This is a genomic window from Streptomyces sp. NPDC020884, from assembly GCF_044333935.1.
Taxonomy (GTDB): Bacteria; Actinomycetota; Actinomycetes; order Streptomycetales; family Streptomycetaceae; genus Streptomyces.
The window spans coordinates 736,983-762,702 of record NZ_JBIRRY010000001.1 but is presented as its reverse complement, the minus strand read 5'-3'; the positions used below and the strand labels follow the sequence as shown (position 1 = coordinate 762,702).

The following is a 25,720-nucleotide window of genomic DNA, read 5'->3' as shown; positions in this document are numbered from 1 at the left end:
CAGCATGCCGCGGCCGTCGCTCCGCCCTTGGGACCGGATCACCGGTTCGGGGCCGGGCGGCGTGCGAGAGACCAGTACCCGACGCGCCATTCACCGAATGATGAGGGCCGACTGATGCACTCTCCGAACGTCACCCATCCCCCCAAGCCCGGTCACGCCGCCCTGTCCGGCCTGGTCGGCAACACGCCGCTCCTGCACGTCAGCGAGCCCTTCGCTCCGGTCGGACGAGGGTTCTGGGCGAAGCTGGAAGGCTTCAACCCCGGCGGCATAAAGGACCGCCCCGGTCTGTACATGGTCGAACGCGCCCGAGCCCGTGGCGATCTGAAGCCCGGAGCGCGGATCATCGAGTCCACCAGTGGCACCCTCGGCCTCGGCCTGGCCTTGGCGGGCATGGTCCACGGCCACCCGGTCACCCTGGTCACCGACCCGGGCCTGGAGATGTCCATGACCCGGCTGCTCACCGCCTACGGCGCCCAGGTCAACGTCGTCTCCGAGCCCCACCCCACCGGCGGCTGGCAACAGGCCCGCCGCGACCGCGTCACCCAACTCATGAAGCAGTACCCGGATTCCTGGTGCCCGGACCAGTACAACAACCCCGACAACACCACGGCCTACACGCCGCTCGCGCTGGAACTGGCTACCGAGCTCGCTCACATCGACGTTCTGGTGTGCAGTGTCGGTACCGGCGGCCACTCTGCAGGCGTCTCCCGGGTGCTGCGGCAGCTCTACCCGGATCTGAAAGTCGTGGGCGTGGACACCGTCGGCTCCACGATCTTCGGCCAGCCCGCCCGGCCCCGGCTGATGCGCGGGCTCGGATCCAGCATCTACCCGCGCAACGTCGCCTACGACAGTTTTTCCGAAGTGCACTGGGTCGCCCCGGCCGAAGCGGTGTGGTCCTGCCGTCAGCTGGCTGCCTCGCACTACGCGACCGGCGGATGGAGCGTCGGCGCGGTTGCCCTGGTCGCCGGATGGCTCGCCCGCGAGATGCCCGAGGACACCCGGATCGCGGCGATCTTCCCCGACGGGCCTCAGCGCTACCTCGGCACCGTCTACGACGACGACTACTGCGCGGCCCATGGTCTGCTCGACAGCCCGCCTGCTGCCGAGCCCGACGTGATCGGCCGCCTGGACGAGAAGGAAGTCACCCGATGGGCCCGGTGTACGAGCGTGGTCGACCCGCTCACCCTCAGCAGCGACGACGTGCGTGACCGGACTGGTGCGGGGGAGGCGCGGTGAAGAGCACCCTCGCGCAGGTCCGCACCTACGAGCGCAGTGTCCAGCTGTTGATGGTCAACCAGTTCACCATCAACCTCGGCTTCTACATGCTCATGCCGTACCTCGCCACCCACCTGGCCGGGCCCCTCGGGCTGGCCGGGTGGCTCGTCGGTCTGATCCTCGGTGTCCGCAACTTCAGCCAGCAGGGCATGTTCCTGGTCGGCGGGACCCTGGCCGACCGGTTCGGGTACAAGCCGATGATCATCGCCGGTATGGTGCTGCGCATCGTCGGCTTCGCGACCCTAGGGCTCGTGGAGTCGGTCCCCGCGCTGATCGCCGCCTCCGCCGCCACCGGTCTGGCTGGTGCGCTGTTCAACCCGGCCACCCGCGCCTACCTGGCGGCGGACGCGGGGGAACGGCGAGTGGAGGCGTTCGCGCTGTTCAACGTCTTCTACCAGGCCGGAATCCTCCTCGGCCCGCTGGTGGGAATGGCGCTGACCGGCATCGACTTCCGCGTCACCTGTCTCACAGCCGCCGGGATTTTCGCGGTCCTGAGCATCGTGCAGATCCGGGCTCTGCCCGCGCGCAGGGCCGACGACACGAAGTCCGGGGCGGACAGCCGCCGGGAGAGTGTCCTGGTGCAGTGGCGCGGCATCCTGGCCAACCGGCCGTTCCTGCTGTTCTCGCTCGCCATGGTCGGCTCGTACGTCATGACCTTCCAGGTCTATCTCGCGCTGCCGCTGGAGGTGCGACGTCTGGGCGGCGAGGGCCAGTTCGGCACGGCTGCGGTGGCGGTGCTGTTCGCCGTGTCCGGGCTCAGCACCATCCTGGGCCAGACGCGGGTGACTGCCTGGTGCAAGGCCCGTATGGAGCCCGGCCGCGCACTCGTGTGGGGCCTGCTGGCCATGGGGCTGGCGTTCGTACCGCTGCTGCTGGCCACGGCTGTGCCGGTTCCGGACGGCGGGCTTGGCCTGTGGCTGCTTGCCGCGGTGCCACCCGCGCTGTCCGCACTGCTGCTCGCCCTGGGCACGATGATCGCCTACCCGTTCGAGATGGACACCATCGTCCGTCTCTCCGGCAACCGCCTCGTCGCCACCCACTACGGCCTGTACAACACCATCTGCGGTATCGGCATCACCGTCGGGAACCTCCTTACCGGAGCCGCCCTTGACGCTGCCCGCAACGCCGGGATGTCCGCGCTGCCGTGGATCGTCCTGTCCCTGCTGGGCCTCGGCTGCGCAGCAGCGCTGTACGGACTCGACCGCACCGGCCGCCTCGCAACGCCAAAGTCCGCATCCGAGTCCGTACCTGCAACCGCCTGACCCGAACGGTCGTGGCAAGTGCGGGGGAGGCCGGGTGCCACCCGGCCTCCCCCGCACCGGGTCGACCCCCACCTCGGGGGCACTGATGTGCCCCCTGCCCAGCCGGTTACTGCGAACCCTGGGCGCCGCAGCGCCGAGCGGTAGCGAAATCCCGCCTTTTAGGCCGCCTGGGCGCCCACGCCTGGCCTCAACGACCCCACCTAACAAGGAGCAACTGGTGCCCACCTCCCAGCTCGCGGACCGCCCTGCCACGCTCGAAGGTCCCGCACAGAGACCCGGGCGAGCGGCCCTGCGCAAGGCCCGTTCACGGAAGAGCGCCCTGCTTGCGCGATACCTCGGCTACGTTGGCTACTTCGTCGGGGCCGGACTGATCAGCGGCGCCGTGGTCCACCACCCACTCGACCCCACCCGTTACACCCGCATCGCCGGGTACGGAGTCTTGGTCTTCCTCGCCGCCACAGTCCTCAACGAATTCGTCCTCGCCCGGCACAAGCCGGCCCTGCCGCGGATGCTCGTCGTCATAGGAGCCTCGCTGCTGCTGTCCTTCGGAATCGGCATGCTGAGCGGCGGTCTCCAGCACTTCGAGGACTTCCCCGCACGCGCGGCCGTCCTCATACCGGCCGGCATCGCACTGTCCTTCCTGGCATACGTGATCAAGGACGAAGGAACCTCTTGGCGCCGCGTCTTCGGCCTGGCCGGCCTCTCCGTCCTCATGGTGGTACTCATCAGCTTCTTCGGACTGCGCCAACTGGCGTCCGCGCTGTCCGAGCAGCCTGGCGCAGGTGGCCACAGCCACGGGGGCGGCACGGAACCTCAGTCCGAAGAGCAGCAGTCGCAGCCTGATCGGCCGGGCCCCGCCGGATCCCCGGAGGGGAGTGTCTCGCCGGCAGCAGGGGAAACCCCAGCGGAATCTGGAATCGATGACGGGCACAGCCACTGACGCGCTGGTGTTACGCGGCTGCTCTACGCGACGTGCGCTACTGGCAGGCCGTGGGCGTCTTGTGACCTCGCATGTCGTTTTGATGCTCAGTGCTGATGGCCGCCGACTTCGGTCTCGGCCGCCGGCTCGTCAAGCTGAGAGGTGTCGGCGGGCGCTCCGGCGTGGACGGTGAACGCCGCGGTGCGAACGGTGCCCTTGTGCTTGAAGTCGAGGAAGAGGCGATAGGCCGCAGGGCTGGGCGCGGTCGCGGTGAAGGAGACTTCCGGGCCGGACTCGGTGGTGCCGTCGCCGGGTTCGCCGTGGGGGTGGACGTGCAGGTAGGCGAGGTCGCCGTCGCGCAGCGCCACAAGGTGCCCGTACGCGCCCAGATAGGGCTGGAGGTCGGTGACCGGGCGCCCGTCCTTGCTGACCCTGAGCGTGAGTTCTTCCGCTGTATCGGGACGGAGGTTGCCGTTCAGCGTCACGGAGTACCCGTCGACCGTGGCGGTGCGGGATGGCTTGGGCAGTTCTGCGGGCTTGTACGCCCCAGAGACGGCGAGGTCGGCCCCGAGTGTGAGGTTGGTGGCGTTCTTCGCCGTGGGGGTGAAGTCCGCGAAGACCCGGTAGTCGCCGGCGGCGGGGAGGTCGACGGGGGTGCTCCAGACGCCGTCCTTGGCCCTGGTGGGGTGCAGGTGCTGGTATGTGGCCAGGTCGCGTGACGCGACGATGAGGTGGAGTTCCTTGTCGTGCTCTCGCTGGTAGGCGGTGACCTGTCGGCCGGACCTGTCGCGTATGGCGAAGCGCAGTTCACTTGTCTGTGCCGCCTGCACGCGAGGGGTTTTGAGATCGAGGGTGTATCCGGCCTCGGAGATCTGGAGCCCTCCCGCCGGTGGGGCCGTGTGGCCGCCGTCGCCGCTCCCGCTCTCCGGTGGGGCGTCCTTTGCATGCCCGGCATGGGTGGCGGGTTCGGTGCCACCCGCGATCGGGTCCACGGAGCCGCCGAGCCCGTACGCGGCGCCGAACGACGCTGCGAGTGCGGCGGTGAATGCGGTGATCTTCACTGCGGTGTTCATGGCTGCTCCCTCTGGGGTTCGTACCCGGCGGGCCTCTGGGTGGCCTCGCACTCACGAGCTTATACCCCTAGGGGGTATAAGCGACCGTCTCTCTGGCGCTTGCCAGAAATACACCCTGGGGGTATACATGGAATCAGCACCGATACCCCCTAGGGGTATAAGAATCCGAGGAGGAACTCATGTCCTGCTGTACTCCTGATGGCACCTGCTCGACCAGCACCGGCGAGGCTGCGACCGCCGTCACGGACGCCACCGTCACCGTCTACCGCGTCTCAGGCATGACCTGCGGGCACTGCAAGACCGCCATCACGAAGGCGGTCGGCGAGCTGGACGAGGTCCTGGCCGTCGACGTGGACGTGACCGCCGGCCTGGTCACCGTCACCACCAAGAGCACGTCCGACGACGCAGCGATCGCGGCAGCGGTCGACGACGCCGGTTACGAGCTCTCCGGCCGCGCCTGACCCGCGCCACAGTCCACCGGCCGCCGGGGCCCTGTTCGCAGGCCGGGCCCCGGCCACCGCCCCGTAGTTCCGTCCGAACGAGGAGCAGGAAATGTCCACCACGACTCAGGGCGCCGCCCAGGTCGAGCTCGCCATCGGCGGCATGACCTGCGCCTCGTGCGCGGCCCGTATCGAGAAGAAGCTCAACCGTATGGACGGGGTCGAGGCCACCGTCAACTACGCCACTGAGAAAGCCAAGGTCAGCTTCGCCGATGACATCTCGGTGCAGGACCTGATCGCCACCGTCGAAGCGACCGGTTACTCCGCCCAGGAGCCCGCCCTCCCGCGGGCCGACCAGGTCGGAGCGACGGGCGGTCCGAGCGAGGACGAGCGCGCGGACATCGAGCTACGGCCCCTTCGCCAGCGGCTCGTCACCGCCGCTGTTCTCGCCGTACCCGTCATCGCGATGGCGATGATCCCGGCTCTGCAGATCGAGTACTGGCAGTGGCTCTCCCTCACCCTTGCCGCGCCCGTCGTCACCTACGCGGCCTGGCCCTTCCACCGCGCCGCGTTCACCAATGCCAAGCACGGCGCGGCCACCATGGACACGCTGATCTCGGTCGGTACGTCGGCCGCGTTCCTGTGGTCGCTGTGGGCGCTGTTCTTCGGGACGGCCGGTACACCCGGCATGACCCACCCCTTCGAGTTCACGATCGCTCGCAGCGACGGCGCCGGGAACATCTACCTCGAAGCGGCGGCTGGCGTCACTGCCTTCATCCTGGCCGGCCGCTACTTCGAAGCCCGCTCCAAGCGCAAGGCAGGCGCCGCCCTCAAGGCCCTCCTGGAACTGGGAGCCAAGGAGGTCACTGTCCTGCGCGACGGCCGCGAAGTCACCGTACCCACAGCGGACTTGCAGGTCGGAGACCGCTTCCTGGTCCGTCCCGGGGAGAAGATCGCCACGGACGGCACCGTGGTGGAGGGGTCCTCCGCCGTGGACGCTTCGATGCTCACCGGTGAGTCCGTACCCGTCGAGGTCTCCGTCGGGGACACGGTCACCGGCGCGACGCTGAACGCGGGTGGCCGCCTGGTGGTCCAGGCCACGCGGATCGGCGCCGACACCCAGCTGGCCCGGATGGCCAAGCTGGTCGAGGACGCGCAGAACGGCAAGGCCGCCGCGCAGCGTCTCGCCGACAAGATCTCCGCGGTGTTCGTACCGATCGTCATCGGGCTCGCGCTCGCCACGCTCGGCTTCTGGCTCGGAAACGGCTCCGGTCTCACCGCCGCCTTCACCGCGGCCGTCGCCGTACTGATCATCGCCTGCCCGTGCGCCCTGGGCCTCGCCACCCCGACCGCCCTCATGGTCGGCACCGGCCGCGGCGCCCAGCTCGGCATCCTCATCAAGGGCCCGGAAGTCCTGGAGACCACGCGCAAGGTCGACACGATTGTCCTCGACAAGACCGGCACCGTCACCACCGGCAAGATGACACTCCTGAAGGTGCACACGGCCGACGGCACGGACGAGACCGACGTCCTGCGCCTCGCGGGTGCCCTGGAGCACTCCTCCGAGCATCCGATCGCCCAGGCCGTCGCCACCGGAGCGGCCGACAAGGTCGGTCCGCTCCCCACCCCCGAGGACTTCGCGAACATCCCCGGGCTCGGCGTTCAGGGCGTCGTCGACGGCCACGCGGTACTGGTGGGCCGCGAGAAGCTGCTCGCCGAGTGGGCCATGGAACTGCCCGCTGAGCTGCGGAGCGCCAAGACCGAGGCCGAGAGGATGGGAAGGACCGTCATCGCGGTCGCCTGGGACGGAGAGGCCCGCGCGGTCCTGGATGTCGCCGACGCCGTCAAGGAGACCAGCGCCGAAGCGATCCGCCGCCTGCGTGACCTTGGCCTGACCCCCATCCTGCTGACCGGCGACAACAAGGCCGTCGCCGAGGCCGTCGCAGCCGAGGTGGGCATCGACGAAGTCATCGCCGAGGTCATGCCGCAGGACAAGGTCGATGTCGTCAAGAAGCTCCAGGCCGAGGGCCGCAGCGTGGCCATGGTCGGCGACGGCGTCAACGACGCAGCCGCCCTCGCACAGGCCGACCTCGGGCTGGCGATGGGGACCGGCACCGACGCCGCCATCGAAGCCGGCGACCTGACCCTTGTACGCGGAGACCTGCGGGCCGCCGCCGACGCTATCCGGCTCTCCCGCAAGACCCTCGGCACCATCCGCTCGAACCTCTTCTGGGCCTTCGCCTACAACGTCGCCGCCCTGCCGCTCGCCGCGGCCGGCCTCCTCAACCCGATGATCGCCGGAGCGGCCATGGCCTTCTCCTCCGTCTTCGTCGTCGGCAACAGCCTGCGCCTGCGTAGCTTCCGCGCCGCCGACTGAGGACGCAACATCGCGTCGGCGGGGCAGGCCATCCGGCCCTGCCCCGCCGACGCGATGTCACTAGCGCCGAGCGACGGTCCTGGATGCTGAATACCCGGCCAGTATTTGTACGGTGCTGGCCGTGCTCTTGCTGGGGTGGGGTCGTCTGGGAGGACCCTGGCCTGCTTCAGCCGGCCGGTGCGCTGTTCGAGGGAGAGAGATGCGCGACTTCGTCTATCACGGCAGCGACGCTTGCCAACTGCATGCCACGGCGCTCGGGCAAGGACCGGGAATTGTCCTGCTGCACGGCGGCGGCCCCGACCGTTACAGCCTGCTGCCGCTTGCACGTTTGCTCGCCGACGATTTCAGCGTCGTCCTGCCCGACGTGCGCGGCTACGGCCGCTCGGTGTGCACTGACCCTGACCGTCACCACTGGGCCCAGTACACCGACGATGTCGAGGCCCTGCTGGGCCATCTCGGATGGCACCGGGCGGTAGTGGGAGGTACAGGGCTGGGCGGCACCGTCACATTGCGGGCCGCAGCCGCCTGCCCGGACAGCATCCGTGCCGCCGTGGTCATCAGCATGGAAGACATCGAGGACGACGCTGCAAAGGAAGCGGAGTCGGCGATGCTCGATGCGTTCGCCGTACGCGTGAACCAGCGCGGCATCGACGCGGCATGGGAGCCCATTCTGCCCATGCTGGCTCCCGTCATCGGGGCCCTCGTACGTGATGCCATTCCGCGTTCGCACCCGGCGAGCATCGCCGCCGCCTGTGCCATCGGCCGAGACCGGGCCTTCACCCAAGTCACCGAACTGGCTTCGATCACCGTGCCCACATTGGTCATTGCGGGTGCCGACGCACGCCACCCCGCAGCCCTGGCCAGCGAGGCAGCTCGCATCCTGCCGCACGGTCATCTCGCCGACGTATCCCTGTCAGCCAGCCTGGAAACGGCGGTTGACCTGGCCGAAGCTCTGGCACCAGCCATCCGGGACTTTCTGATCACACATCGCTGACCGTGCACACAGCGTGTCTGGCCTCGGAGACAAGCACTGCGACGGACTTCGGCAAGAACGATCACGAGGCCGGACTGCTGTACTCCATGTCCTGGTGCACCTGGGCCTGCACAGTCCGTGAGTTCGATCTCTGCGGTCCGAGCTGATCTTAGGGAAGCGGGTGCGGCCCGGCTCGGACCGCAGGCGCAGCGGCAGGCCGTCCCGTCGGCACCTACTATGAGTTCGCAAATACGCTGAGGAAGGAACGGGGTCATGCGACGGCTGGGGGATCTGGAGGCGGAGATCATGGACCGTCTCTGGGCGTGGGACCGTCCGGCGACCGTCCGCGAGATCGTTGACGACATCAACACTCAGCGGCCTGTTGCCTACAGCACCGTGATGACGGTGACCAACATCCTCCACAGCAAGGGCTGGCTGCTGCGCGACAAGAAGCAGGGGCGGGCCTGGCTCTACACGCCGGTCCGCAGCCGTGAGGCATACGCGGCGGCGCTCATGGAGGACGGCCTGGGCGCCAGCACCGACCGCCCCGCCACTCTTCTTCACTTCGTCGAAAACATGTCGGAGGAAGAGGTGGCCGCGCTGCGTGAAGCGCTGCGGACTGTCGGTATGCAGGCCGAGGAATGAACGCGGCACCGGCCCTGATCGGCTACATGGCCATGGTCGGTTTCGCTGCGCCCCCACTGATGCTGCGCAGCAAATGGCCGCACCGAGCACCTGTCCTGGCGGTGCTCGTGTGGCAGGCCCTGGCGCTGTCGTTCTCCCTCTCGGCCGCGCTTACGGCGTACCACCTCGCCACTCCCACGGAACATCTTCACGCTGGCTTCGTTGGTGTGCTGCACGCGTGCGGACTGCATGATGGCGTCGGCAGGCCGGACCCTGGCACCGCGGAACAACTGGCAACCGCTCTGCCGGGAGTCGTTCTGCTGTCGCTGTTCGGCAGCTTCGTATGGCATGTGGTGCGAGCGCGCAGGGCGCGTAACCGGCACCGGAGAACCCTGGACATCGTGGGCTACCGCTCGGACCGCCTGCACGCGACGGTGCTTCCGTACGGCGCCCCGGCGGCCTACTGCCTGCCCGGGCACGCTCCTCGAATCGTCGTCAGCGATTCGGCTGTGCGGCTGCTCTCGGCTCGGCAGCTCGACGCTGTCCTGGAACACGAGCGGGCCCACGTAGCGGGCCGCCACCATCTGGTACTGGCGACAGCGGAGGCATTCGTTTCAGTGTTCCGACGGGTGCCACTCGCACGGCACACCCGGGAACAGACCGCACTCCTGCTGGAGATGATCGCCGACGACCGCGCGGTGCGCACGCACTCGCATGCCGTCTTCGCCACCGCGATGTACGAGATGGCGGCGGTGCGCGCCCCGCGGGGCGCCTTCGCGGTGGGCGGCCACACCGTACTCATCCGCTTGCGCCGCGTTCTGGGACCGGACGGTGATCCTCACCCCGTCGTCATCGGCGCTGCGGCTGTCGCTGCCGCTGTTGCACCGCTGCTTCCCCTGCTCCTGGCGTGCCCGCCGAACCTCGCCTGACGTCGCCCGCACGATCTCACGGGGCGCCGGGGCGCTTTCACTGAAGCGGTCTTCGGATCTCGCCAGTTCGCTTGTGGTGCGTCAGCTGATCCGTACGCCCCACATGAAGGGCATCCCGCTGCGGGCGATGGACTCGTACCGTACTTGAGCGCCGGGCTTGGGGGAGTGAAGTATCTGTCCGTTGCCGGCGTAGAAGCCGACATGGCTCAGGTCGCTGCGCATGATGATGAGGTCGCCGGGCTTGAGGGCGCTCAGGGAGTTGATGCGGGTTCCGGCGTTGGCCTGCGCTTGGGAGGTGCGAGGCAGGGAGACCCCGGCCTGGCGGAACGCCCAGGAGGTCAGTCCGGAGCAGTCGAAGGAGGACGGGCCGGTCGCTCCCCAGACATAGGGCATGCCGACGCGGCTCTTGGCCGCGCTGAATGCCGAGGCGGTGCGCTGGGACGCGCTGGCTTCATTGCCGAGGTCGACGCGGTCGCTGGAGCGGTTGGCGCGGTCCTCTTCATCGGTGATCTTCGCGCGCTCCTTGGCGGTCAGCGTGTTCAGCAGCCTTTGCGCCTCGGCCAGCTTGCCCTGGATCTCCTTCTTCTTGGTCCCCAGTTCCTTGCGTGTGTCGTCGAGATCCTTCAACTTCTGCGATGCCTGGCTGCGCTGCTGCTGGAGCGCACGCTGCTGCTTCAGGTACTGCTCCAGGGCGGTGGCTTGCCTGGAACTTATGCGGTCGAGACCTGACGCCTGCTCCAAGTAGGCGTCAGGATCCGCTGAGAGGAAGAGCTGTACCGACGGGTCCAGTCCACCGGACCGGTACTGTGCCGCCGCTGCCGCTCCCAGGCTGCCGCGCAGCTCATTGAGTTCAGCCTGCTTGCGCGCGGTCGCCTCCTGCAGATTGGTGACCTGCTTCTGGAGCCCGTCGGACTTCTCCTTCGCCCCGTTGTACTTTTCGGTAGCCTGCGTGGCTTCCTCGTACAGGCGGTCGACCTGAGCTTTGACGCCCTTCTTGTTCGGGTCGGGAAGGGGGTCGGCCGAAGCCGACTGTGTCGACAGGGCGACGGCCGCCGCTGCTGTCACGGAGAGCGCGGTCGCGAAGCTCCGGGTTTGCTGCTTAGGACGACGGTGGGACGCCACTGAGGCGAACTCCTTCTTGCTCAACCCGCCTGTCCAGCGAGGGACGACGCCCCCGCCTGACCCGCCTGAAGGTGGCGGATGTGGCGGCACCCCCCGCTGCCGCCCCGGCTGAGCGGCCGACCGTGCAGAGGTTCGAGGCATCACACTAATCTGTTAAGTAGCTTAGTTTCAATGTCGTCGCCGTAAGCTCAGCCCCGCTTGCAGAGCATGTAGAGGCTCGTCGGTGTGGGTTGACCCGTCGGCATGGTCCTGTCGGCAGGCTGAGAAGAGGTCTCCGTGCACCGCCCACCGGACGGGGCACAGCAGTTATGCCAGCGCCGGCCAGCGGGCTGGTGCTACGGATGTACCGGCCTCGGAAGCGGGCGAGGCCAGCTTTCCTGGTTCCGTCAGCGCGCCCCTACCGACCAGGGACAGTGCTACGCGGAGCGGCGCGAAGTGCGGCCACGGAGGCGATTACGGAAACAGCTGCCAACGCTCCGAACAATTGGGGGTAGCCGCCCAGCCGTATCGCCAGTGCAGCTCCTGCGAAGGGGGCGAGGGCGGAGGCGGTGGTGGTCGGTGCCGCCAGGAGTCCCGACAGACGGCCGTAATGGGTGGTGCCCCATCGGTCGGTGATCGCGGTGGCTTGGAGCAGGGTGAGGTTGCCGCGGACCATTCCGACGATGATCGAAAGAGCGATCAGGAGGGCGTACGGGCCGGGGGTGATCGCGAGTGCGGCGGTGGTGAGGCCGCCGAGGGCGATCAGTGTGGTGGTGCGGGCGGTGACTGCGGTGCGGCGGGCGAGGGTTGCGTACAGGGTGCGTCCGAGGGTCTGTCCTGCGCCGCCCAGTCCCAGAGCCCATGCCGCCTCACTGGTCGAGTAGCCGCGTTCCAGGAGCAGGGGGACGAGGGCGACGACCACGGCGGACACGGCGAAGGCGGAGAGCGTGAGTGCCACCGCGAGCACGCGGAACGGGCGGCTGCGGGCCGCTTCTTCCGCGGATGCTCCGGCATGCGCCATCGAGGGGGATGGCGCGGGGGGCCATGGGGCTCTGAGTGCCAGGGCGTGGGCGGGGATGGTGACGGCGGCGAGGACGACGGCGAGCACGGCATAGGTCGCGCGCCAGGAAAGGTGTTCGGCCAGTGCTGCGGTGAGGGGTGCGAAGAGGGTGGAGGCCAGTCCGCCGGCAAGGGTCACGATGGTCAGTGCGCGGACGTGGTCGGGGGCCCACCAGTGGGTGATGGCGGCGAAGGCGGGCTGGTAGAAGGTGGCCGCCATGGCGAAGCCCGCCAGTACCCAACCGGCGAAGAAGACCGGCAGGTTCGGGGCGGCGGCGATGACGAGGATGCCGAGTACGCCGACCACGGAGCCGGCTGTCATGACGGTACGGGGGCCGCGGTGGTCGATGATCCGGCCCACGCGTATTCCGGCGAAGGCGGAGATGAGCAGGGCGAGGGAGAACGCTGCCGTGGTCGCCCCGGCCGACCAGCCGGTGTCTGCGGTGATCTGGGGGTTGAGGACGGGGAAGGCGTAGAAGACGATGCCCCAGCTGGTGATCTGTGTGGCGCACAGGGCTGGGAGTACGGCGCGGGGCCGCGACCGGTCCTCTGTTCCGGTCGCGGCCCCGCGGGCGTCGATCTCGGTCACGCGCAGCAGCCACCGGACGGCGCGGGCTCCTCGGCACTCGCAGCGGAGGCGGGCGAGGAAGCACCGATCTGCACCAGAGCGGGTGCCGGAGCGCAGCAACCGCCGCCGTCCGCCTCTCCCGCAGAAGGATCGTCGAAGAGCCCGGCGCCGCCGCAGACTCCGGTCTCAGGCAAAGTGAGCTCGACGCGGTCGGCGGACTCCACGTCACCGGCGAGGGCTGCGGTGATGGAGCGGACCTGCTCGTATCCGGTCATGGCGAGGAAGGTGGGGGCGCGGCCGTAGGACTTCATGCCGACGAGGTAGAGGCCCTGCTCGGGGTGGGACAGTTCGCGGTGGCCGTGGGGATAGACGGTGCCGCAGGAGTGCTGGTTGGGATCGATCAGCGGGGCGAGCTCCACCGGTGCCTGAAGGCGCTCGTCCAGACCAAGGCGGAGCTCGGACAGGAACGACAGGTCGGGGCGCAGCCCGGTCAGGACGATGACTTCGTCCACCGGGTCGAGGCGGCGCCCGTCCTCAGCCACCAGGGTCAGGCGCTCGTCGTCACTGCGCTCGATGACTTCGGTGCGGAAACCGGTGACTGCATCGGCATACCCGTTGTCGACAGCGGCCTTCGCCGCCAGGCCCAGGGCGCCACGGGCGGGGAGCTGGTCTGCGCTGCCGCCGCCGAAGGTGGAGCCGCTGATCCCACGGCGCAGGATCCAGACGGAGTGGGTGCCGGGTTCGTCCTTCGCGATGTCGGCGAGCGTGGCGAGAGCGGTGAAGGCGGAGGCACCGGAGCCGATGACGGCGGTGCGCTTCCCGGCGTACCGGGCGCGGACGGCGGGGTCCTTGAGGTCGGGGATGCGGTAGGAGATCCGCGCCGAGGCAGCGTGCTCGCCGAGGGCGGGAAGTCCGTCGGCGCCGATAGGGCTGGGGGTGGACCAGGTGCCGGAGGCGTCGATCACGGCTCGGGCGAGAATCCGCTCCTCGGTGCCGTCCGCGCTCTTGATGCGCACGGTGAAGGGCTGCTGCTCACGGTCGGCGTCGACGATGCGGTCGCGGCCGAGGCGGGAGACGCCGGTGACGGTGGTGCCGTAGCGGACCTTGTCGCCGAGGAGGTCGGCGAGCGGCTGGAGGTACTTCTCCGCCCAGTCCGCGCCGGAGGGGTAGGTGTCGCCGTCGGGCGCAGTCCAGCCAGTGGGGGACAGGAGCTTCTCGGCGGCCGGATCCACAACCTCGGACCACGTCGAGAACAGCCGCACGTGCCCCCACTCGCGCACCGCGCTGCCCGCTGTGGGGCCGGCCTCCAGGACCAGGGTTTCCATACCGTGCCCGGTGAGGTGGGCGGCGGCAGCCAAGCCGGCGGGGCCAGCTCCGATCACCACGGTGGGCAGGGCGGTGGTGGGCGCGTTCACGGTGACTCCCCAGATTGTTTCGACGTCCGTCGATGGCTTGCATGGCCAGCATGGCACCTGTATTGATAGACGTCAACATAGACATTCGTCGAACCCAGACTGGTGTGAGTGCGTGATGGAGCAATTCGATGTTGTGGTGATCGGCGGCGGGCAGTCCGGCCTTGCTGCTGCCGAAGCTCTGGTGGGGGAGGGGCTTCGGCCGGTCGTTCTGGAAGCCTCGGACCGTGCGACCGGTTCGTGGCCGCGGTATTACGACAGCCTCACGCTGTTTTCCCCGGCGCGGTTCAGCGCCCTGCCGGGCCTGCCATTCGGCGGGGACGGAGACCGCTATCCCCACCGGGATGACGTGGTTGATTACCTGAGCCGCTACGCGGACCGCCTGGATGTCGAAGTCCGTACGCGTACCCGCGTCGTCAGCGTTGAGCACGACGGGGGCGGGTTCAGCGTGACAATCGCCGACGGCCGGAGGGTGGAGGCGGCCGGAATCGTCGCGGCCACGGGCGCTTTCGGTAATCCACTGCTGCCCGCCCTGCCTGGCCAGGAGGGCTTCACCGGTGAGGTGGTGCACGCCGCCGACTACCGCCGCCCCGCACCGTATGCGGGCAAGAGGGTCATTGTCGTGGGGGGCGGCAATACCGCTGTCCAGGTCGGCTACGAACTCGCGGAAGTGGCTGACGTGACGCTCGCCAGCCGCAACCCCGTGCAGTTCCTCGCACAGATACGGGAGGGCCGGGATGTGCACCACTGGCTGACGTCCACCGGGTTCGACCAGCTGCCGCCGGCCTGGCTGATCCACTACATCGGTGGCACCCTCGTCCTGGACGGCGGTCGCTACCGGAAGGCCCTGGAGAGCGGTCACCTGGCCAGGCGCGCGATGTTCACCGCCCTCGAAGGCGACGCGGTCGTTTGGGGCGATGGCAGCCGCGAGAAGACCGACACCGTGCTGCTGGCCACCGGATACCGGTCCAGCCTGGACTATCTCAAGCCGCTCGGCGCCCTGGACGCCGACGGCATGCCGCTGCACCGCGGCGGACTGTCCCTGACCCATCCCGGCCTGGTCTACCTGGGCCTGGAATTCCAGCGGTCCTTCGCCTCCAACACTCTGCGCGGTGTGGGCCGCGACGCCGCATACGTCATTCCTCCCCTAGCCGCCCACATCCGCAAGGCACCGGCCGCCGCCGGCCTTTGAGCCGCCGGCCCGCGAGGCTGGGGGCGGGTCAGGGGCAAGACGCCCCCCGCCCCGCCCCCGGCCCGGCCGGCTCGCAGGGGCGTGGGCTGCCACCCCTCGCCCGCTGATTCGATGTGTGTCAACATAGGCGTATGTCGAATCTCAGGTCGTTGCCCGTGCTGGAGGAGGCTGTCGTGCCGTGCTGCCCGCCGCTGACCGAACGGCCCTTGAGTGCGGAGGAGGCCGAGCGGACGGCGAAGATGTTCAAGGCGCTCGGTGACCCGGTCCGCCTGCGCCTCTTCTCCGCTGTCGCGTCGCACGAGGGCGGCGAGGCGTGCGTCTGCGACATCTCCGACGTAGGCGTCTCCCAGCCGACGGTCTCCCATCACCTGAAGAAGCTGCGGGAGGCTGGCCTGCTCAGTTCTGAGCGGCGCGGAACGTGGGTCTACTACCGCGTGGAGCCCTCTGTCCTCGCGGCCATGGGGCAGCTGCTGTCTGCCGCCGCCTGACCTCCCTGGCAGGCCCGCCATCCGCTGCTGGTAAAGGCCGGTGTGGTGTCAGTGGCCGCAGGGATGATGTTCTGATGAGCATCGATATCGAATGGGCCCGGGCCGAGTTGGCCAGCTTCCTGAAGCTGACCGAGCTGTACTCGCCGCCCGATCCACCTGGCGTGGTCGTCTTCAGCAGCCGCCTGGCCAACCGCGGCGGAGGCCGCGAGATCGTGGCGAGTGCCCAGGTCGTGGAACAGATCCTGGACCGGGTCCTGCCGCGATGGCGCACTGAGGTTCCCGACGACCGGAACAAGTCCGTCAACCGCTGGTGCCAGCACCGTGAAGCGGTCCAGCGTGCTGACGCTGTCCTGCTGCGGGAGGCGGAGGTGCGCGAGCGGCTCGGGGACGACGCACCCCAGGTCAGTGCGGCGGCCATGCACCGGTGGGTGTGGGATGGGGCCAGGTCCCTGTGGCGGAGCGGGCACTTCCGTGAGGCGGTCACCGCCGCCGCCAGGAAGGTCAACGCCGAGACCCAGAACAAGGTTGCACGCCGCGACGTGAGCGAAACCGCCCTGTTCCAGAGTGTGTTCTCCAAGGACGCGGCCAAGCTCGGTCAGCCTCGCCTTCGTCTGATGGCGGACGACGGCAGTGACACCTTCCGCAGTGTGCACCGCGGTGCGATGTCCTTCGCCGAGGGCTGCTTTGCGGGCATCCGGAATCCCAACAGTCATGAGGACGGGCTGCCGGAACTGCCGGAGCACGAAGCCCTGGAACAGCTCGCGGCCTTCAGCGTCCTGGCGCGCTGGGTGGACGCCGCGGCCCTCGACGAACCCTGATTCCGCCCGAGGAAGTGTCAGCCCAACAGGGTGGTGATGTCGCGGACGGCGTCCCGGGCTGGGCGGCCGACGCCGATCAGCGTGGCCGAGGCGGGTCCCGTCCAATCGCCGTAGCCGAGGAGATGCAGGCGCGGTTCGTCCACCGCCCGGGTGCCGTGGGTGGGGATGTGGCCGCGATCGCCGCGCAGGCCCAGCGGGGCGAGGTGAGACAGGGCGGGCCGGAAGCCAGTGCACCAGATGACCGCTGCGGCTTCCGCTCTCGTTCCGTCCGCCCACTCCGCACCGTCCTCGGTGAGCCGGGCGAACATCGGCTGTGCCTTGAGGAGGCCGGCATCCCGTGCGGCGCGGACCGGTGCGACGGCGACGATGTCGCCCAGCGAGGCGACGCCTCCTGTATCCGTGTCCCCGGTGTCCACGGCGCGGCGGCGGGCGGTGGCGGCGTCGAAGAGTGCGCGGCCGTCGATGTCGTCGGCCAGGAAACGCGCAGGCCGTTGGGTGACCCAGGTCAGGTCCGTGTGCGCTGCGAGGTCGGCGGCGATCTGTGCCCCGGAGTTGCCTCCTCCGACAACGATGACCCGCTGCCCTGCGAACTCGCGAGGGCTGCGGTACGCCCGCGCGGTCGTCTCGGCGACCGGGACCTGGTGGCGGCCCTTTCTCCCTGCCGTCCCCGGCCGCGAGACGTTCGCCGGCCGCCAGCTGCACACCGTGCAGCGGACCAGGCACCCGTGTCCGTCTCCACCCGCAACCGCTCACCATCACGGCGTACGGCCTCTACTTGGACCGGCCGCTGAACGGGCAGGGCGTAGCGCTCTTCGTACGCGGACAGGTACCGGACGACGTGATCCGCGTCCGGGTACTCCGCTCCGTCCTGGACGGGCATCAGCCAGCCCGGGAGGGAGGAGTATGCGGCCGGGGAGAACAGGCGGAGGGAGTCCCATGTGTGCTGCCACGCGCCGCCTGTTGTGGGCTGGGCGTCGAGGATGACGAAGTCGAGGTTCTGGCGACGCAGGTAGTAACCGGCGGCGAGCCCTGCTTGGCCGCCGCCGATCACCACTACATCCACCGCTCGCGTCACGAGGCCACCACCGTACCGAAGCTGGGCACCTCGGCTCCCGCCGCATCCCTGCGCAGCGTTCCCCCCACCATCGGCCGGATGATGACGCGGGCCGAAGTGCAGGCAGCGGGGTGTGGGCGAGAGCCGAGGCTGTGCATCAGTGCTGTGTGGTGCTGGTAGTGAGCGCGGATGAGGTGAACTTCTTCCGCCAGGCCAGGGACACGTAGACCAGCGCGATCAGGACCGGGACCTCGATCAGCGGGCCGACGACGCCGGAAAGCGCCTGGCCAGAGGTCACGCCGAAGGTGCCGATGGCCACCGCGATGGCGAGCTCGAAGTTGTTGCCCGCCGCGGTGAAGGCGAGGGTCGCGGTGCGGTCGTAGGCCAGGCCGATGGCCTTGCCGATAAGGAAGCTGCCGAAGAACATGATCGCGAAGTACACGAGGAGCGGCAGCGCGATGCGGACCACGTCCAGCGGCTGCGAGGTGATCGTCTTTCCCTGGAGGGCGAAGAGGATGATGATCGTGAAGAGCAGGCCGTACAGGGCCCAGGGGCCGATCTTCGGCAGGAACTTCGCCTCGTAGGACTCGCGGCCCATCCTCTTCTCGCCCAGGCGTCGGGTGAGGAAGCCGGCGAGCAGGGGCACGCCGAGGAAGATGACGACGTTCAGGGCGATCTTCCACATGGAGATGTCGAGCGTCTCGCCTTCGCCCAGGCCGAGCCAGCCCGGCAGCAGGTCGAGGTAGAGCCACCCGAGCAGACCGAACGCAATGACCTGGAAGACCGAGTTCAGGGCCACCAGGACGGCGGCGGCCTCACGGTCACCGCAGGCCAGGTCGTTCCAGATGATGACCATGGCGATGCATCGGGCCAGGCCGACGATGATCAGGCCGGTGCGGTACTCGGGCAGGTCAGGCAGGAAGATCCACGCCAGCGCGAACATGACGGCCGGGCCGATGATCCAGTTGATGACCAGCGAGGAGACCATCAGCTTGCGGTCGCCGGTGACCGCGTCGAGCTTGTCGTAGCGGACCTTGGCGAGGACCGGGTACATCATGATCAGCAGGCCGACGGCGATGGGCAGTGAGATGCCGCCTATTTCCACCTTCGCCAGTGCGTCGTTCAGGCCGGGAATCAAGCGGCCGAGGCCAAGGCCCAGGGCCATGGCCAGGAGGATCCAGACGGCGAGGAAGCGGTCCAGGGTGGACAGCTTCTGGACGACTGAGGCGTCCTCGGTCGTCGTGGGTGCTTCGGTGGGGGTCACGGACAGGCCCTCTTGTTCTCGGCAGCGGTACGGGCGGACTCGGCCAGATCGGCGAACCGGTCGGCGAGCTGGGCGATGACGTCGGGTCGGAGCTTGTAGTACGTGAAGCGGCCGCACGGCTCTGTCTCCACCACACCCGCCTCCCGGAGCACCTTCAGATGGTTGGAGAGGTTGGTCTGCCGGGCGCCGGTCTCCTCCACCAGGTGGCTGGCGCACAGCGTCTCGCGGGCGAGCAGGGTCACGATCTGGAAGCGGAGCGGATCGCCCAGCACCCTGATCAGTTCAGTGTCGACTGACGTCATCATGTACTGATACTCTCACATCAGTGGCCGCTGATGCCATCAGGTGCTGATGTCACTTGTGCCTGAACTGATCATGAGACGAGAGAGACCTCCTGATGTCCGAGAAGCCCTCTGTGCTGTTCGTCTGTGTCCACAACGCCGGCCGCTCCCAGATGGCCGCCGCGTGGCTGACTCACCTGGCCGGCGACCGCGTCGAGGTCCGCTCCGCCGGCTCGAACCCGGGCGACGCGGTGAACCCGGCCGCCGTCGAGGCGATGGCCGAGGTCGGCATCGACATCTCCGCCGAGACTCCGAAGATCCTCACCGTCGACGCGGTCAAGGAGTCGGACGTCTGTATCACGATGGGCTGCGGCGACACCTGCCCCGTCTTCCCCGGCAAGCGCTACCTGGACTGGAAGCTCGAAGACCCGGCCGGTCAGGGTGTGGCAGCTGTGCGCCCGATCCGTGACGAGATCAAGGTCATGGTCGAGGGCCTGATCGCCGAGATCGCCCCGGAGAAGAAGGCATGAGCGCCGACATACACAACGTCATCGTCATCGGCTCCGGCCCATCCGGCTACACCGCCGCGATGTACGCCGCGCGCGCCCAGCTGAAGCCCGTCGTGTTCGGCAGTTCGATCTTCGTCGGGGGTGCGCTCACGACCACTACCGAGGTGGAGAACTTCCCCGGCTTTCCGCAGGGAATCGACGGACCGGTCCTCATGGAAAACATGCGGGCCCAGGCCGAGCGCTTCGGAGCCGAGATAATCGACGACGACATCGTCTCCGTCGACCTGACCGGTGACATCAAGGAGCTCACCGACAGCGAGGGCACCGTTCACCGGGCGAAGGCCGTGATCGTCTCGACCGGCTCCGGCTACCGCAAGCTCGGCCTGCCGAACGAGGACGCACTCTCGGGCCGTGGCGTCTCCTGGTGCGCGACCTGCGACGGCTTCTTCTTCCGTGACCGCAACATCGTCGTGGTCGGTGGCGGCGACACCGCGATGGAAGAGGCCACCTTCCTCACGCGCTTCGCCAAGTCGGTGACCGTTGTCCATCGACGCTCGACCCTGCGGGCCTCCCAGGTCATGCAGAACCGCGCTTTCGCCGACGAAAAGATCTCCTTCGTCTTCGATAATGAGATCGCCGAGATCAAGGAGGAGAACGGCTTGCTCGCCGGGGTCGTGCTCCGTGACACCTTCACCGGCAAGACCCGGGACCTGGACGCGACGGGCTTGTTCATCGCGATCGGCCACGACCCGCGCACCGAACTCTTCCAGGGCCAGCTGGAACTGGACGACGAGGGCTACCTCAAGGTCGAGTCTCCCTCCACCCGCACGAACATCCCCGGCGTCTTCGGCGCGGGCGATGTCGTCGACCACACCTACCGTCAGGCCATCACCGCTGCCGGTTCCGGCTGCGCGGCAGCCCTGGACGCCGAGCGCTACCTCGCTGCCCTCGCCGACGCCGAGAAGACCGCCGAGCCGGCCCCGGCTGCGGCCACTGTCTGACTGACCCGATAGGCAAGGAGGTTCCGATGGCCCTCAAGAACGTGACCGACGATTCCTTCGAAACGGACGTCCTCAAGAGCGGCAAGCCCGTCCTTGTCGACTTCTGGGCGCCCTGGTGCGGACCTTGCCGCCAGCTTGCGCCGTCCCTGGAAGCGATCGCGGCCGAGCACGGCGAGAAGATCGATATCGTCAAGCTCAACATCGACGAGAACCCGGCCACGGCCGCCAAGTACGGCGTCATGTCGATCCCGACGATGAACCTCTACGTCAACGGCGAGGTGGCCAAGACCATGGTCGGCGCCAAGCCGAAAGCCGCGCTCGAACGCGACCTCGGCGACGTCATCGTCTGACCGGGCACCACGCTGGCCCAGCGCGGTGCTGGATCCGCCTACCGCTCCGTCCCGACCGACGACCGAGCCGTAGCTTGTGCCTCTCAACGCTTTCCGTGTCAGCGAAAATGGGAGTTGCTCGCTACGGAAAGTAGCTGCGCGCAGGTGAGGGGCGGTAGGCCGAAATTGCAAGATCATGAAGATCCGGCGATGGCGAGAGCGATCGTTCCCCCGGGCTCCTCTGCGGCAGTTCTTGCGTGAGGCGGTGGTGCGGCGAACGCCGCACGGTTCCCGTTGCAGTCGGATCGAGCGGGATCCAGGCGGACGGAAACAGGGCACTTTGTCCGTTGTTTTGGCATCGTTGCAGGTGAGAGGCGTCACTTGGATGGGTTCGAGTCCCACCCGCCCCACCGAGCGTCCCCAGGCAGAATCGTTCTGACCTGGGGAGACGCGTTTTTCGGGGGCGTTTCGCGTGTGGCGGTCGCCTCGCGGTGGTGTGGCGAACGCGGGTCCTCGCACAGCGAAGACGAGCTTTGGAGGGCTTTGACCTGGGGCTTTGTGCCGACGACTCCGTGGGAGCGCCGTCGAGGGATCCCACCCGCCTGGATTTCGGACGGTCAGGGAGTTCAGCGGTCGACATAACGCCTATGCATCGCCCCGGGTTCGGCAGAGACCTCAGATAGTGGTTGTGACCTGGGGTTTCGTCGTTTCGAGGTAGTGGTTGTTCTCGTACTCGACGGGCGGGACGTGGCCCATCTCATCGTGAAGGCGCCGGTGGCAGTACCAGTCGACCCATTCAACGGTGGCCGGCTCGACCTGGGTCTCCTTCGACGTGGAGGCGGACCGGCCCACGATGCGGTGGGAGACGGTGTCCACGACGAAGGCGACGTAGATGACGCCGGCCCAGGTCGCCACGTGGGTGAAGCCCGCGACCCAGGTGCGGTCCGGTGCGTCGGCGACGAAGCGCGCTCGACGCGGTCCGGTGCCCGCTCGGCCTTCTCGTCCGGGATCGTGGTGATGGCCTTCCTTCCGCGCACCGCGCCGGCGATGTTCAGCTCGCGCATCAGCCGCTCGACCGTGCAGCGGGCCGCCGGGATGTCCTGGCGGTTCAGCTCGCGCCAGATCTTGCGCGCCCCGTAGACGCGGTAGTTGGACGCGTAGATCTCCTTGATCTTCTCCTTTCGGCTCGGCGTCGCGCACGGTCCTCGCGGACGGCTCGGCCAGCCGTTGGTGATGGGCGTAGTAGGTATAAGGGGCGATCTTGCAGTCGTGTTCGGTGAGCACGCGGCAGATCGGCTCGACGGCGCCGAAGCGGGTCCCGTGCTCGTCGATGAACGCTACGAGCGTGTGTGGCCGGTCGAGCTCGGCCGCGAAGAAACGCGCCGCGGCCTTCAAGATGTCGTTCGCGCGGCGGAGTTCGGCGTTCTCCTTTGCTTCCGGCCCGTGCGGGACAGCGAGCGTAAAGTCGCCGTCGGTGCGCACGCTGCCAGCCCGCAACGCACAGGAAGCGACCTCGTACAGCGCCTCCCCCTGCCTCTTCTCCCCCTCCGCGGCTTGCCCGAACACCTGGTGCACGAGGCCCAATTCAAAGGTGTCCAGGCCATGGCGGGCGAGAACGGCGACATGGTGACGTTCGGGGTGGGCGAAGATAGCCGTCTGCCCTTCGGTCTGGACGCTCCAAGATCGGTTGAGCTAGGGCTTCTGACGCCAACTCAACAACCGCTGGGCCGCCGGGACATCAGTCAACAGATGGCCAGTGGCGGACCTCGGGGGCAGGCCGTCGAGCGTGATGTGGGTCACTTGATCGCCGATCCCGTACCCGGAGCGTGCACCTCTGAGGTCCGATTGCGCGCGTTTCTATGCCCCTTTGATACGGAGGCCGGCGCCCGGAATTCTTCATTCCGATCACATTGCGTGAACAGTGCCTATGTTCATGGGTGGCTAAAAACGTTTCCCTGCTCGTCGCTGCGTGCTTATGGTGGTCCGTACCTCAGGCTGCTTCGCAGTCCTGGAGCAGAAGAGGAACCAATGATAATGACTAAGTCCATCACCCGCATAGCGGTGGCTGGCGCAGCCCTCATGACCTTCTTCGCGGGCACGGTGACGACGGCTCAGGCCGCCGAAGCGGGCCCCCTCTCCACCGACAAGACGATCTCTCTCCGGGACGGCCGGGGCGCGATGACCATCTTCGATGGCGGGGACATGTTCCAGGTCTGCGACACCAAGGCGGACGGCCACGGCGTCGTCGGTCGCCAGTTCGGGTCGTACCAGATGCAGCTCTCATGGAATGGCGGGGCCCCCAGGCCCAGTCCGGGTGGTTCAACGAATGAGCCTGGCTCCGTGGTTTAGAGCTCGTTTATTTCGTTTACGCGGCCATCAGATTTCCTTCCTGCGGAGGTACGCCCATGACAAGCGAACAAACGGCCTTAGAGGCTGCCGAAGAGACGGGGCGTTCTCCCGACGAGCGGCTGTCCCGGTCGCGGCGTCGGCGCAATGGACGCGTAGCCGTGGTGACCGGGGGCGTTGCGGGGGGCGTTGTCTCGGGTTTCGTCGTGTCGTCGGCCGTCGACGGCAGTGGCGGTGCGCGTCGTGCGCAGGGGCGCTCCAAGGACGCGCTTCCCGCCGCGGGCGTGGCGGCGCGTCCGGAGCAATCGCCCCCCAGAGCTCTCATCTCCGCAGGGAAGATTGCCGATTCGGAGTACTGCACGTCGAGGTCCGTGACGCAGCCGAACGGAGACGGGTCCGTCGAGTTCGAGTGGAGCCTGCTCGACTCGGCTACCGGTACCTATGAGAGGAGCGACCGGGCCTGTGTCGACGACGACGCGCTCATCGCCTGGAGAGGTGATCCCCAGCGGTGTGACCCCGGCAGGGGCGAGTTCCGTAACAAGCTGGTCTTGGTAAGTCTAGACGGAAAGAGAGTGACTCCGCCCTCCGGATTTCGGAAAGCGGGCCTTCGGTACAGCATCCGCGGGACTCCGATATCCACCAAGCGCTGACAGAACAGAACTGCCATGAGAATTGCTATGGGGGAAACTTGTGAATGTGCTAGATGCCATAGGCGACACACCACTCGTTCAGTTCGACCGGCTGGCGCTGCCCGATTCGGCAGCTCTGTACGCGAAGTGGGAAGCTCTCAACCCCGGAGGCAGCGTCAAGGACCGTCCGGCGCGGCACCTGGTCATGGAGGCCAAGCGGCTGGGGCTGCTGAAGCCCCAGGGTGTCATCGTCGAAGCCACGAGCGGCAACTTCGGGATCGCCCTGGCCATGGTCGGCGCCGTGCTCGGACACCGCGTGGTTGTCGTCGTCGACCCCAAGGTGCCGCCCGCGCACAAGCAGGTGATGCAGGCGTACGGAGCCGAGCTGGTCGAGGTGACGGAGCCTGACGAGTCCGGCGGGTACTTCCGCACCCGTATGGAAACGGCCAACCGGCTGGCAGTGGAGATCGACGGAGCCTTCCGGCCCGACCAGCACTTCAGCCTGATGAACGCGGCCGCCCACTACCAGGAGACGGGGCCCGAGATCTTGGCCCAGATGGGCGGGCGACTCGACTATCTGGTGGTCGCCGTCAGCACGGCCGGCCAACTGCGCGGACTCTCGGAATACCTCCGGCAGCACTCACCGAGCACCCAGGTCGTGGGCGTGGACGCCGTGGGATCCGGGGCCTTCGGAGGCGCCCGGCACGCGTATCTGCAGTCCGGCATCGGTCTGGCGTGGCCGCCGTCCAACCTCGACCTGGACCTGATCGACCTCATGTACAAGGTGGAGGACCAGGATGCCTTCGCCACCTGCCGCCACCTTGCACGCGGTGAAGGTCTGCTGGCCGGGGCATCGAGCGGTGCGGTGGCGTTCGTCGGACTGCACCTGGCGCAGAAGGTCGCCCCGGAGTCGCGCATCCTCTGTGTGCTGAGCGACACCGGCCAGCGCTACCTCGAAACCGTGTACCACGACGGTTGGGTGGCCGAGCGTGGTCTGAAGGTCTCCGTTCCGCTCGCCGAACTGCGTGACCGGGCCGCGGAGCTGACCCCGCTGCCGCGGCAGCGCGTGCTCGAATCGGTGCGCTCCGCAGAGCCGTTCACTTCCTCGTTCGCCCCGACCACCACCGCCGTGCTGAACAGGAAGGCCGCCGAGGCGATGGCCCCGGTGAGCTCTCCCCTGACGGCCGTGTGAGCCGCAGGGCTCATCACCTTCACCGTCCGTCAAGAGCCCAAGTCTCTGGAGTAATCCGTGTACAGCTACCAGTGGATCGACGCCGCAGATGACCTGACCGAGGACGTTCCGGCGCTGGTGGTCGAAGTATCCAGGACAGATCCGTTCATCGGCCTGCCGCCGGACCCGGCCGAGGAGGACGTGCGGGAACTCACCGCACGCCTGCGCTCGGGAATCGCGTCCGGCCGTACGCACCTGCTGACCATCCGCACCGAGGCCGGCCGCACCATCGGTTGTGTGGCGCTGTCCCAGCCACCGACGAAGAACCAAGGCCACATCGCGGAGTTGACGACCGGCGCCATCCATCCGGAGCACCGCGGTGGCGGCCTCGTCAGCCGGGCGTTCGCCGAGGTCGGCCGCCGCTGCCAGCAACGCGGCATCGAACTGCTGCGCCTGGACGTCCGCGAGGGCATCCCCGCGGAACGGATCTGGCGGCAGTTCGGCTTCACCGAGTACGGGCGCCTGCCGGATTACGGCCGGGTCGGCGCCGAGAGTTACGCCGGGATCTACCTGGCCCAACCCGTAGCCCAGTTGATGAACCGCATATCCAACCAGGAGGCCTAACC

Annotated in this window: 25 protein-coding genes and 1 pseudogene; 18 read left to right on the top strand and 8 right to left on the bottom strand. The window is 68.1% G+C overall.

What is annotated here, in order from left to right; genetic code table 11:
• Positions 1-114 precede the first annotated feature (114 nt).
• The 3 genes from ACH4UK_RS03495 to ACH4UK_RS03485 all read left to right on the top strand — a co-directional run bounded on the left by ACH4UK_RS03495 (position 115) and on the right by ACH4UK_RS03485 (position 3,477).
• On the top strand, positions 115-1,236 hold the full coding sequence (locus ACH4UK_RS03495; protein WP_055643680.1) for a PLP-dependent cysteine synthase family protein: 1,122 nt from the start codon (positions 115-117) through the stop codon (positions 1,234-1,236).
• Positions 1,233-2,537, top strand: coding sequence for an MFS transporter (locus ACH4UK_RS03490; protein WP_055643681.1), 1,305 nt, complete (start codon positions 1,233-1,235; stop codon positions 2,535-2,537). Before ACH4UK_RS03495 ends, ACH4UK_RS03490 begins: the two co-directional genes overlap by 4 nt.
• 217 nt (positions 2,538-2,754) lie before the next feature.
• A complete protein-coding gene (locus ACH4UK_RS03485; RefSeq protein ID WP_055643682.1) occupies positions 2,755-3,477 on the top strand; it encodes a hypothetical protein in 723 nt (240 codons plus the stop codon).
• A gap of 86 nt (positions 3,478-3,563) precedes the next feature.
• On the opposite strand, the gene ACH4UK_RS03480 is transcribed toward ACH4UK_RS03485, so the two are convergent.
• On the bottom strand, positions 3,564-4,529 hold the full coding sequence (locus tag ACH4UK_RS03480) for a hypothetical protein (protein ID WP_055643683.1): 966 nt from the start codon (positions 4,527-4,529) through the stop codon (positions 3,564-3,566).
• 179 nt (positions 4,530-4,708) lie between these two features.
• On the opposite strand from ACH4UK_RS03480, the gene ACH4UK_RS03475 reads away from it, so the two are divergent.
• The 5 genes from ACH4UK_RS03475 (at position 4,709) to ACH4UK_RS03455 (ending at position 9,872) form a co-directional block, all read left to right on the top strand.
• Positions 4,709-4,990 (top strand): heavy-metal-associated domain-containing protein, encoded by a 282-nt coding sequence (locus tag ACH4UK_RS03475; RefSeq protein WP_055643684.1) that lies wholly within the window; start codon positions 4,709-4,711, stop codon positions 4,988-4,990.
• A 91-nt stretch (positions 4,991-5,081) separates the two neighbouring features.
• Positions 5,082-7,346 carry a cation-translocating P-type ATPase gene (locus ACH4UK_RS03470; protein ID WP_055643685.1) on the top strand — a complete coding sequence of 755 codons (2,265 nt, stop codon included), beginning with the start codon at positions 5,082-5,084 and terminating at the stop codon, positions 7,344-7,346.
• A 199-nt stretch (positions 7,347-7,545) separates the two neighbouring features.
• Entirely contained in the window at positions 7,546-8,340 is a 795-nt protein-coding gene (locus ACH4UK_RS03465) for an alpha/beta fold hydrolase (protein ID WP_055643686.1), read from the top strand.
• A 252-nt stretch (positions 8,341-8,592) separates the two neighbouring features.
• Complete coding sequence (locus ACH4UK_RS03460; RefSeq protein ID WP_055643687.1) at positions 8,593-8,964, top strand: BlaI/MecI/CopY family transcriptional regulator; 372 nt, start codon at positions 8,593-8,595, stop codon at positions 8,962-8,964.
• Positions 8,961-9,872 (top strand): M56 family metallopeptidase, encoded by a 912-nt coding sequence (locus tag ACH4UK_RS03455; RefSeq protein ID WP_055643688.1) that lies wholly within the window; start codon positions 8,961-8,963, stop codon positions 9,870-9,872. The genes ACH4UK_RS03460 and ACH4UK_RS03455 overlap by 4 nt, the downstream gene beginning before the upstream one ends.
• An 81-nt stretch (positions 9,873-9,953) precedes the next feature.
• On the opposite strand, the gene ACH4UK_RS03450 is transcribed toward ACH4UK_RS03455, so the two are convergent.
• The 3 genes from ACH4UK_RS03450 to ACH4UK_RS03440 all read right to left on the bottom strand — a co-directional run bounded on the left by ACH4UK_RS03450 (position 9,954) and on the right by ACH4UK_RS03440 (position 14,015).
• Positions 9,954-10,994: a C40 family peptidase gene (locus ACH4UK_RS03450; protein ID WP_055643689.1), complete on the bottom strand. Its 1,041-nt coding sequence runs from the start codon at positions 10,992-10,994 to the stop codon at positions 9,954-9,956.
• 397 nt (positions 10,995-11,391) lie between these two features.
• On the bottom strand, positions 11,392-12,621 hold the full coding sequence (locus ACH4UK_RS03445) for an MFS transporter (protein WP_055643690.1): 1,230 nt from the start codon (positions 12,619-12,621) through the stop codon (positions 11,392-11,394).
• Positions 12,618-14,015 carry an NAD(P)-binding domain-containing protein gene (locus ACH4UK_RS03440; protein ID WP_055643691.1) on the bottom strand — a complete coding sequence of 466 codons (1,398 nt, stop codon included), beginning with the start codon at positions 14,013-14,015 and terminating at the stop codon, positions 12,618-12,620. Before ACH4UK_RS03440 ends, ACH4UK_RS03445 begins: the two co-directional genes overlap by 4 nt.
• A 115-nt stretch (positions 14,016-14,130) precedes the next feature.
• Between ACH4UK_RS03440 and ACH4UK_RS03435 the strand changes: the two genes are divergently transcribed.
• The 3 genes from ACH4UK_RS03435 to ACH4UK_RS03425 all read left to right on the top strand — a co-directional run bounded on the left by ACH4UK_RS03435 (position 14,131) and on the right by ACH4UK_RS03425 (position 16,510).
• Positions 14,131-15,204, top strand: a complete 1,074-nt coding sequence (locus ACH4UK_RS03435; protein WP_055643692.1) for an NAD(P)/FAD-dependent oxidoreductase — start codon at positions 14,131-14,133, stop codon at positions 15,202-15,204.
• A 131-nt stretch (positions 15,205-15,335) separates the two neighbouring features.
• Positions 15,336-15,692: a helix-turn-helix transcriptional regulator gene (locus ACH4UK_RS03430; RefSeq protein WP_055643693.1), complete on the top strand. Its 357-nt coding sequence runs from the start codon at positions 15,336-15,338 to the stop codon at positions 15,690-15,692.
• A gap of 74 nt (positions 15,693-15,766) precedes the next feature.
• A complete protein-coding gene (locus ACH4UK_RS03425; protein WP_055643694.1) occupies positions 15,767-16,510 on the top strand; it encodes a TIGR02391 family protein in 744 nt (247 codons plus the stop codon).
• A 17-nt stretch (positions 16,511-16,527) separates the two neighbouring features.
• On the opposite strand, the pseudogene ACH4UK_RS03420 reads toward ACH4UK_RS03425, so the two are convergent.
• From ACH4UK_RS03420 to ACH4UK_RS03410, 3 genes and pseudogenes are all read right to left on the bottom strand, one after another.
• Positions 16,528-17,585: pseudogene (locus ACH4UK_RS03420) on the bottom strand (ArsO family NAD(P)H-dependent flavin-containing monooxygenase).
• Between the two features lie 136 nt (positions 17,586-17,721).
• The gene (arsB, locus tag ACH4UK_RS03415) at positions 17,722-18,828 is read right to left on the bottom strand and encodes an ACR3 family arsenite efflux transporter (RefSeq protein ID WP_055643695.1); all 1,107 of its coding nucleotides are present in this window, start codon (positions 18,826-18,828) and stop codon (positions 17,722-17,724) included.
• Positions 18,825-19,133 carry a helix-turn-helix transcriptional regulator gene (locus ACH4UK_RS03410; RefSeq protein ID WP_055643696.1) on the bottom strand — a complete coding sequence of 103 codons (309 nt, stop codon included), beginning with the start codon at positions 19,131-19,133 and terminating at the stop codon, positions 18,825-18,827. Before ACH4UK_RS03410 ends, arsB begins: the two co-directional genes overlap by 4 nt.
• A 92-nt stretch (positions 19,134-19,225) precedes the next feature.
• Between ACH4UK_RS03410 and ACH4UK_RS03405 the strand changes: the two genes are divergently transcribed.
• Genes ACH4UK_RS03405 through trxA form a run of 3 tightly spaced genes read left to right on the top strand, consistent with a single transcriptional unit; the run spans position 19,226 to position 20,969 of the window.
• Complete coding sequence (locus ACH4UK_RS03405; RefSeq protein WP_055643697.1) at positions 19,226-19,639, top strand: arsenate reductase ArsC; 414 nt, start codon at positions 19,226-19,228, stop codon at positions 19,637-19,639.
• The gene (gene trxB, locus ACH4UK_RS03400) at positions 19,636-20,619 is read left to right on the top strand and encodes a thioredoxin-disulfide reductase (RefSeq protein WP_055643698.1); all 984 of its coding nucleotides are present in this window, start codon (positions 19,636-19,638) and stop codon (positions 20,617-20,619) included. Before ACH4UK_RS03405 ends, trxB begins: the two co-directional genes overlap by 4 nt.
• An 8-nt stretch (positions 20,620-20,627) precedes the next feature.
• Positions 20,628-20,969: a thioredoxin gene (gene trxA, locus ACH4UK_RS03395; protein WP_328777531.1), complete on the top strand. Its 342-nt coding sequence runs from the start codon at positions 20,628-20,630 to the stop codon at positions 20,967-20,969.
• 605 nt (positions 20,970-21,574) lie between these two features.
• Here the strand turns inward: trxA and ACH4UK_RS03390 are convergent.
• Positions 21,575-22,072, bottom strand: coding sequence for an IS3 family transposase (locus ACH4UK_RS03390; protein WP_398354926.1), 498 nt, complete (start codon positions 22,070-22,072; stop codon positions 21,575-21,577).
• Positions 22,073-22,982: 910 nt separating this feature from the next.
• Between ACH4UK_RS03390 and ACH4UK_RS03385 the strand changes: the two genes are divergently transcribed.
• Genes ACH4UK_RS03385 through ACH4UK_RS03370 form a run of 4 tightly spaced genes read left to right on the top strand, consistent with a single transcriptional unit; the run spans position 22,983 to position 25,718 of the window.
• Entirely contained in the window at positions 22,983-23,297 is a 315-nt protein-coding gene (locus tag ACH4UK_RS03385; protein WP_398354394.1) for a hypothetical protein, read from the top strand.
• A gap of 56 nt (positions 23,298-23,353) precedes the next feature.
• The gene (locus tag ACH4UK_RS03380) at positions 23,354-23,944 is read left to right on the top strand and encodes a hypothetical protein (RefSeq protein WP_398354393.1); all 591 of its coding nucleotides are present in this window, start codon (positions 23,354-23,356) and stop codon (positions 23,942-23,944) included.
• Between the two features lie 46 nt (positions 23,945-23,990).
• Complete coding sequence (locus tag ACH4UK_RS03375) at positions 23,991-25,115, top strand: PLP-dependent cysteine synthase family protein (RefSeq protein ID WP_398354392.1); 1,125 nt, start codon at positions 23,991-23,993, stop codon at positions 25,113-25,115.
• A 57-nt stretch (positions 25,116-25,172) separates the two neighbouring features.
• Positions 25,173-25,718 (top strand): GNAT family N-acetyltransferase, encoded by a 546-nt coding sequence (locus tag ACH4UK_RS03370; protein WP_398354391.1) that lies wholly within the window; start codon positions 25,173-25,175, stop codon positions 25,716-25,718.
• Positions 25,719-25,720 lie beyond the last annotated feature (2 nt).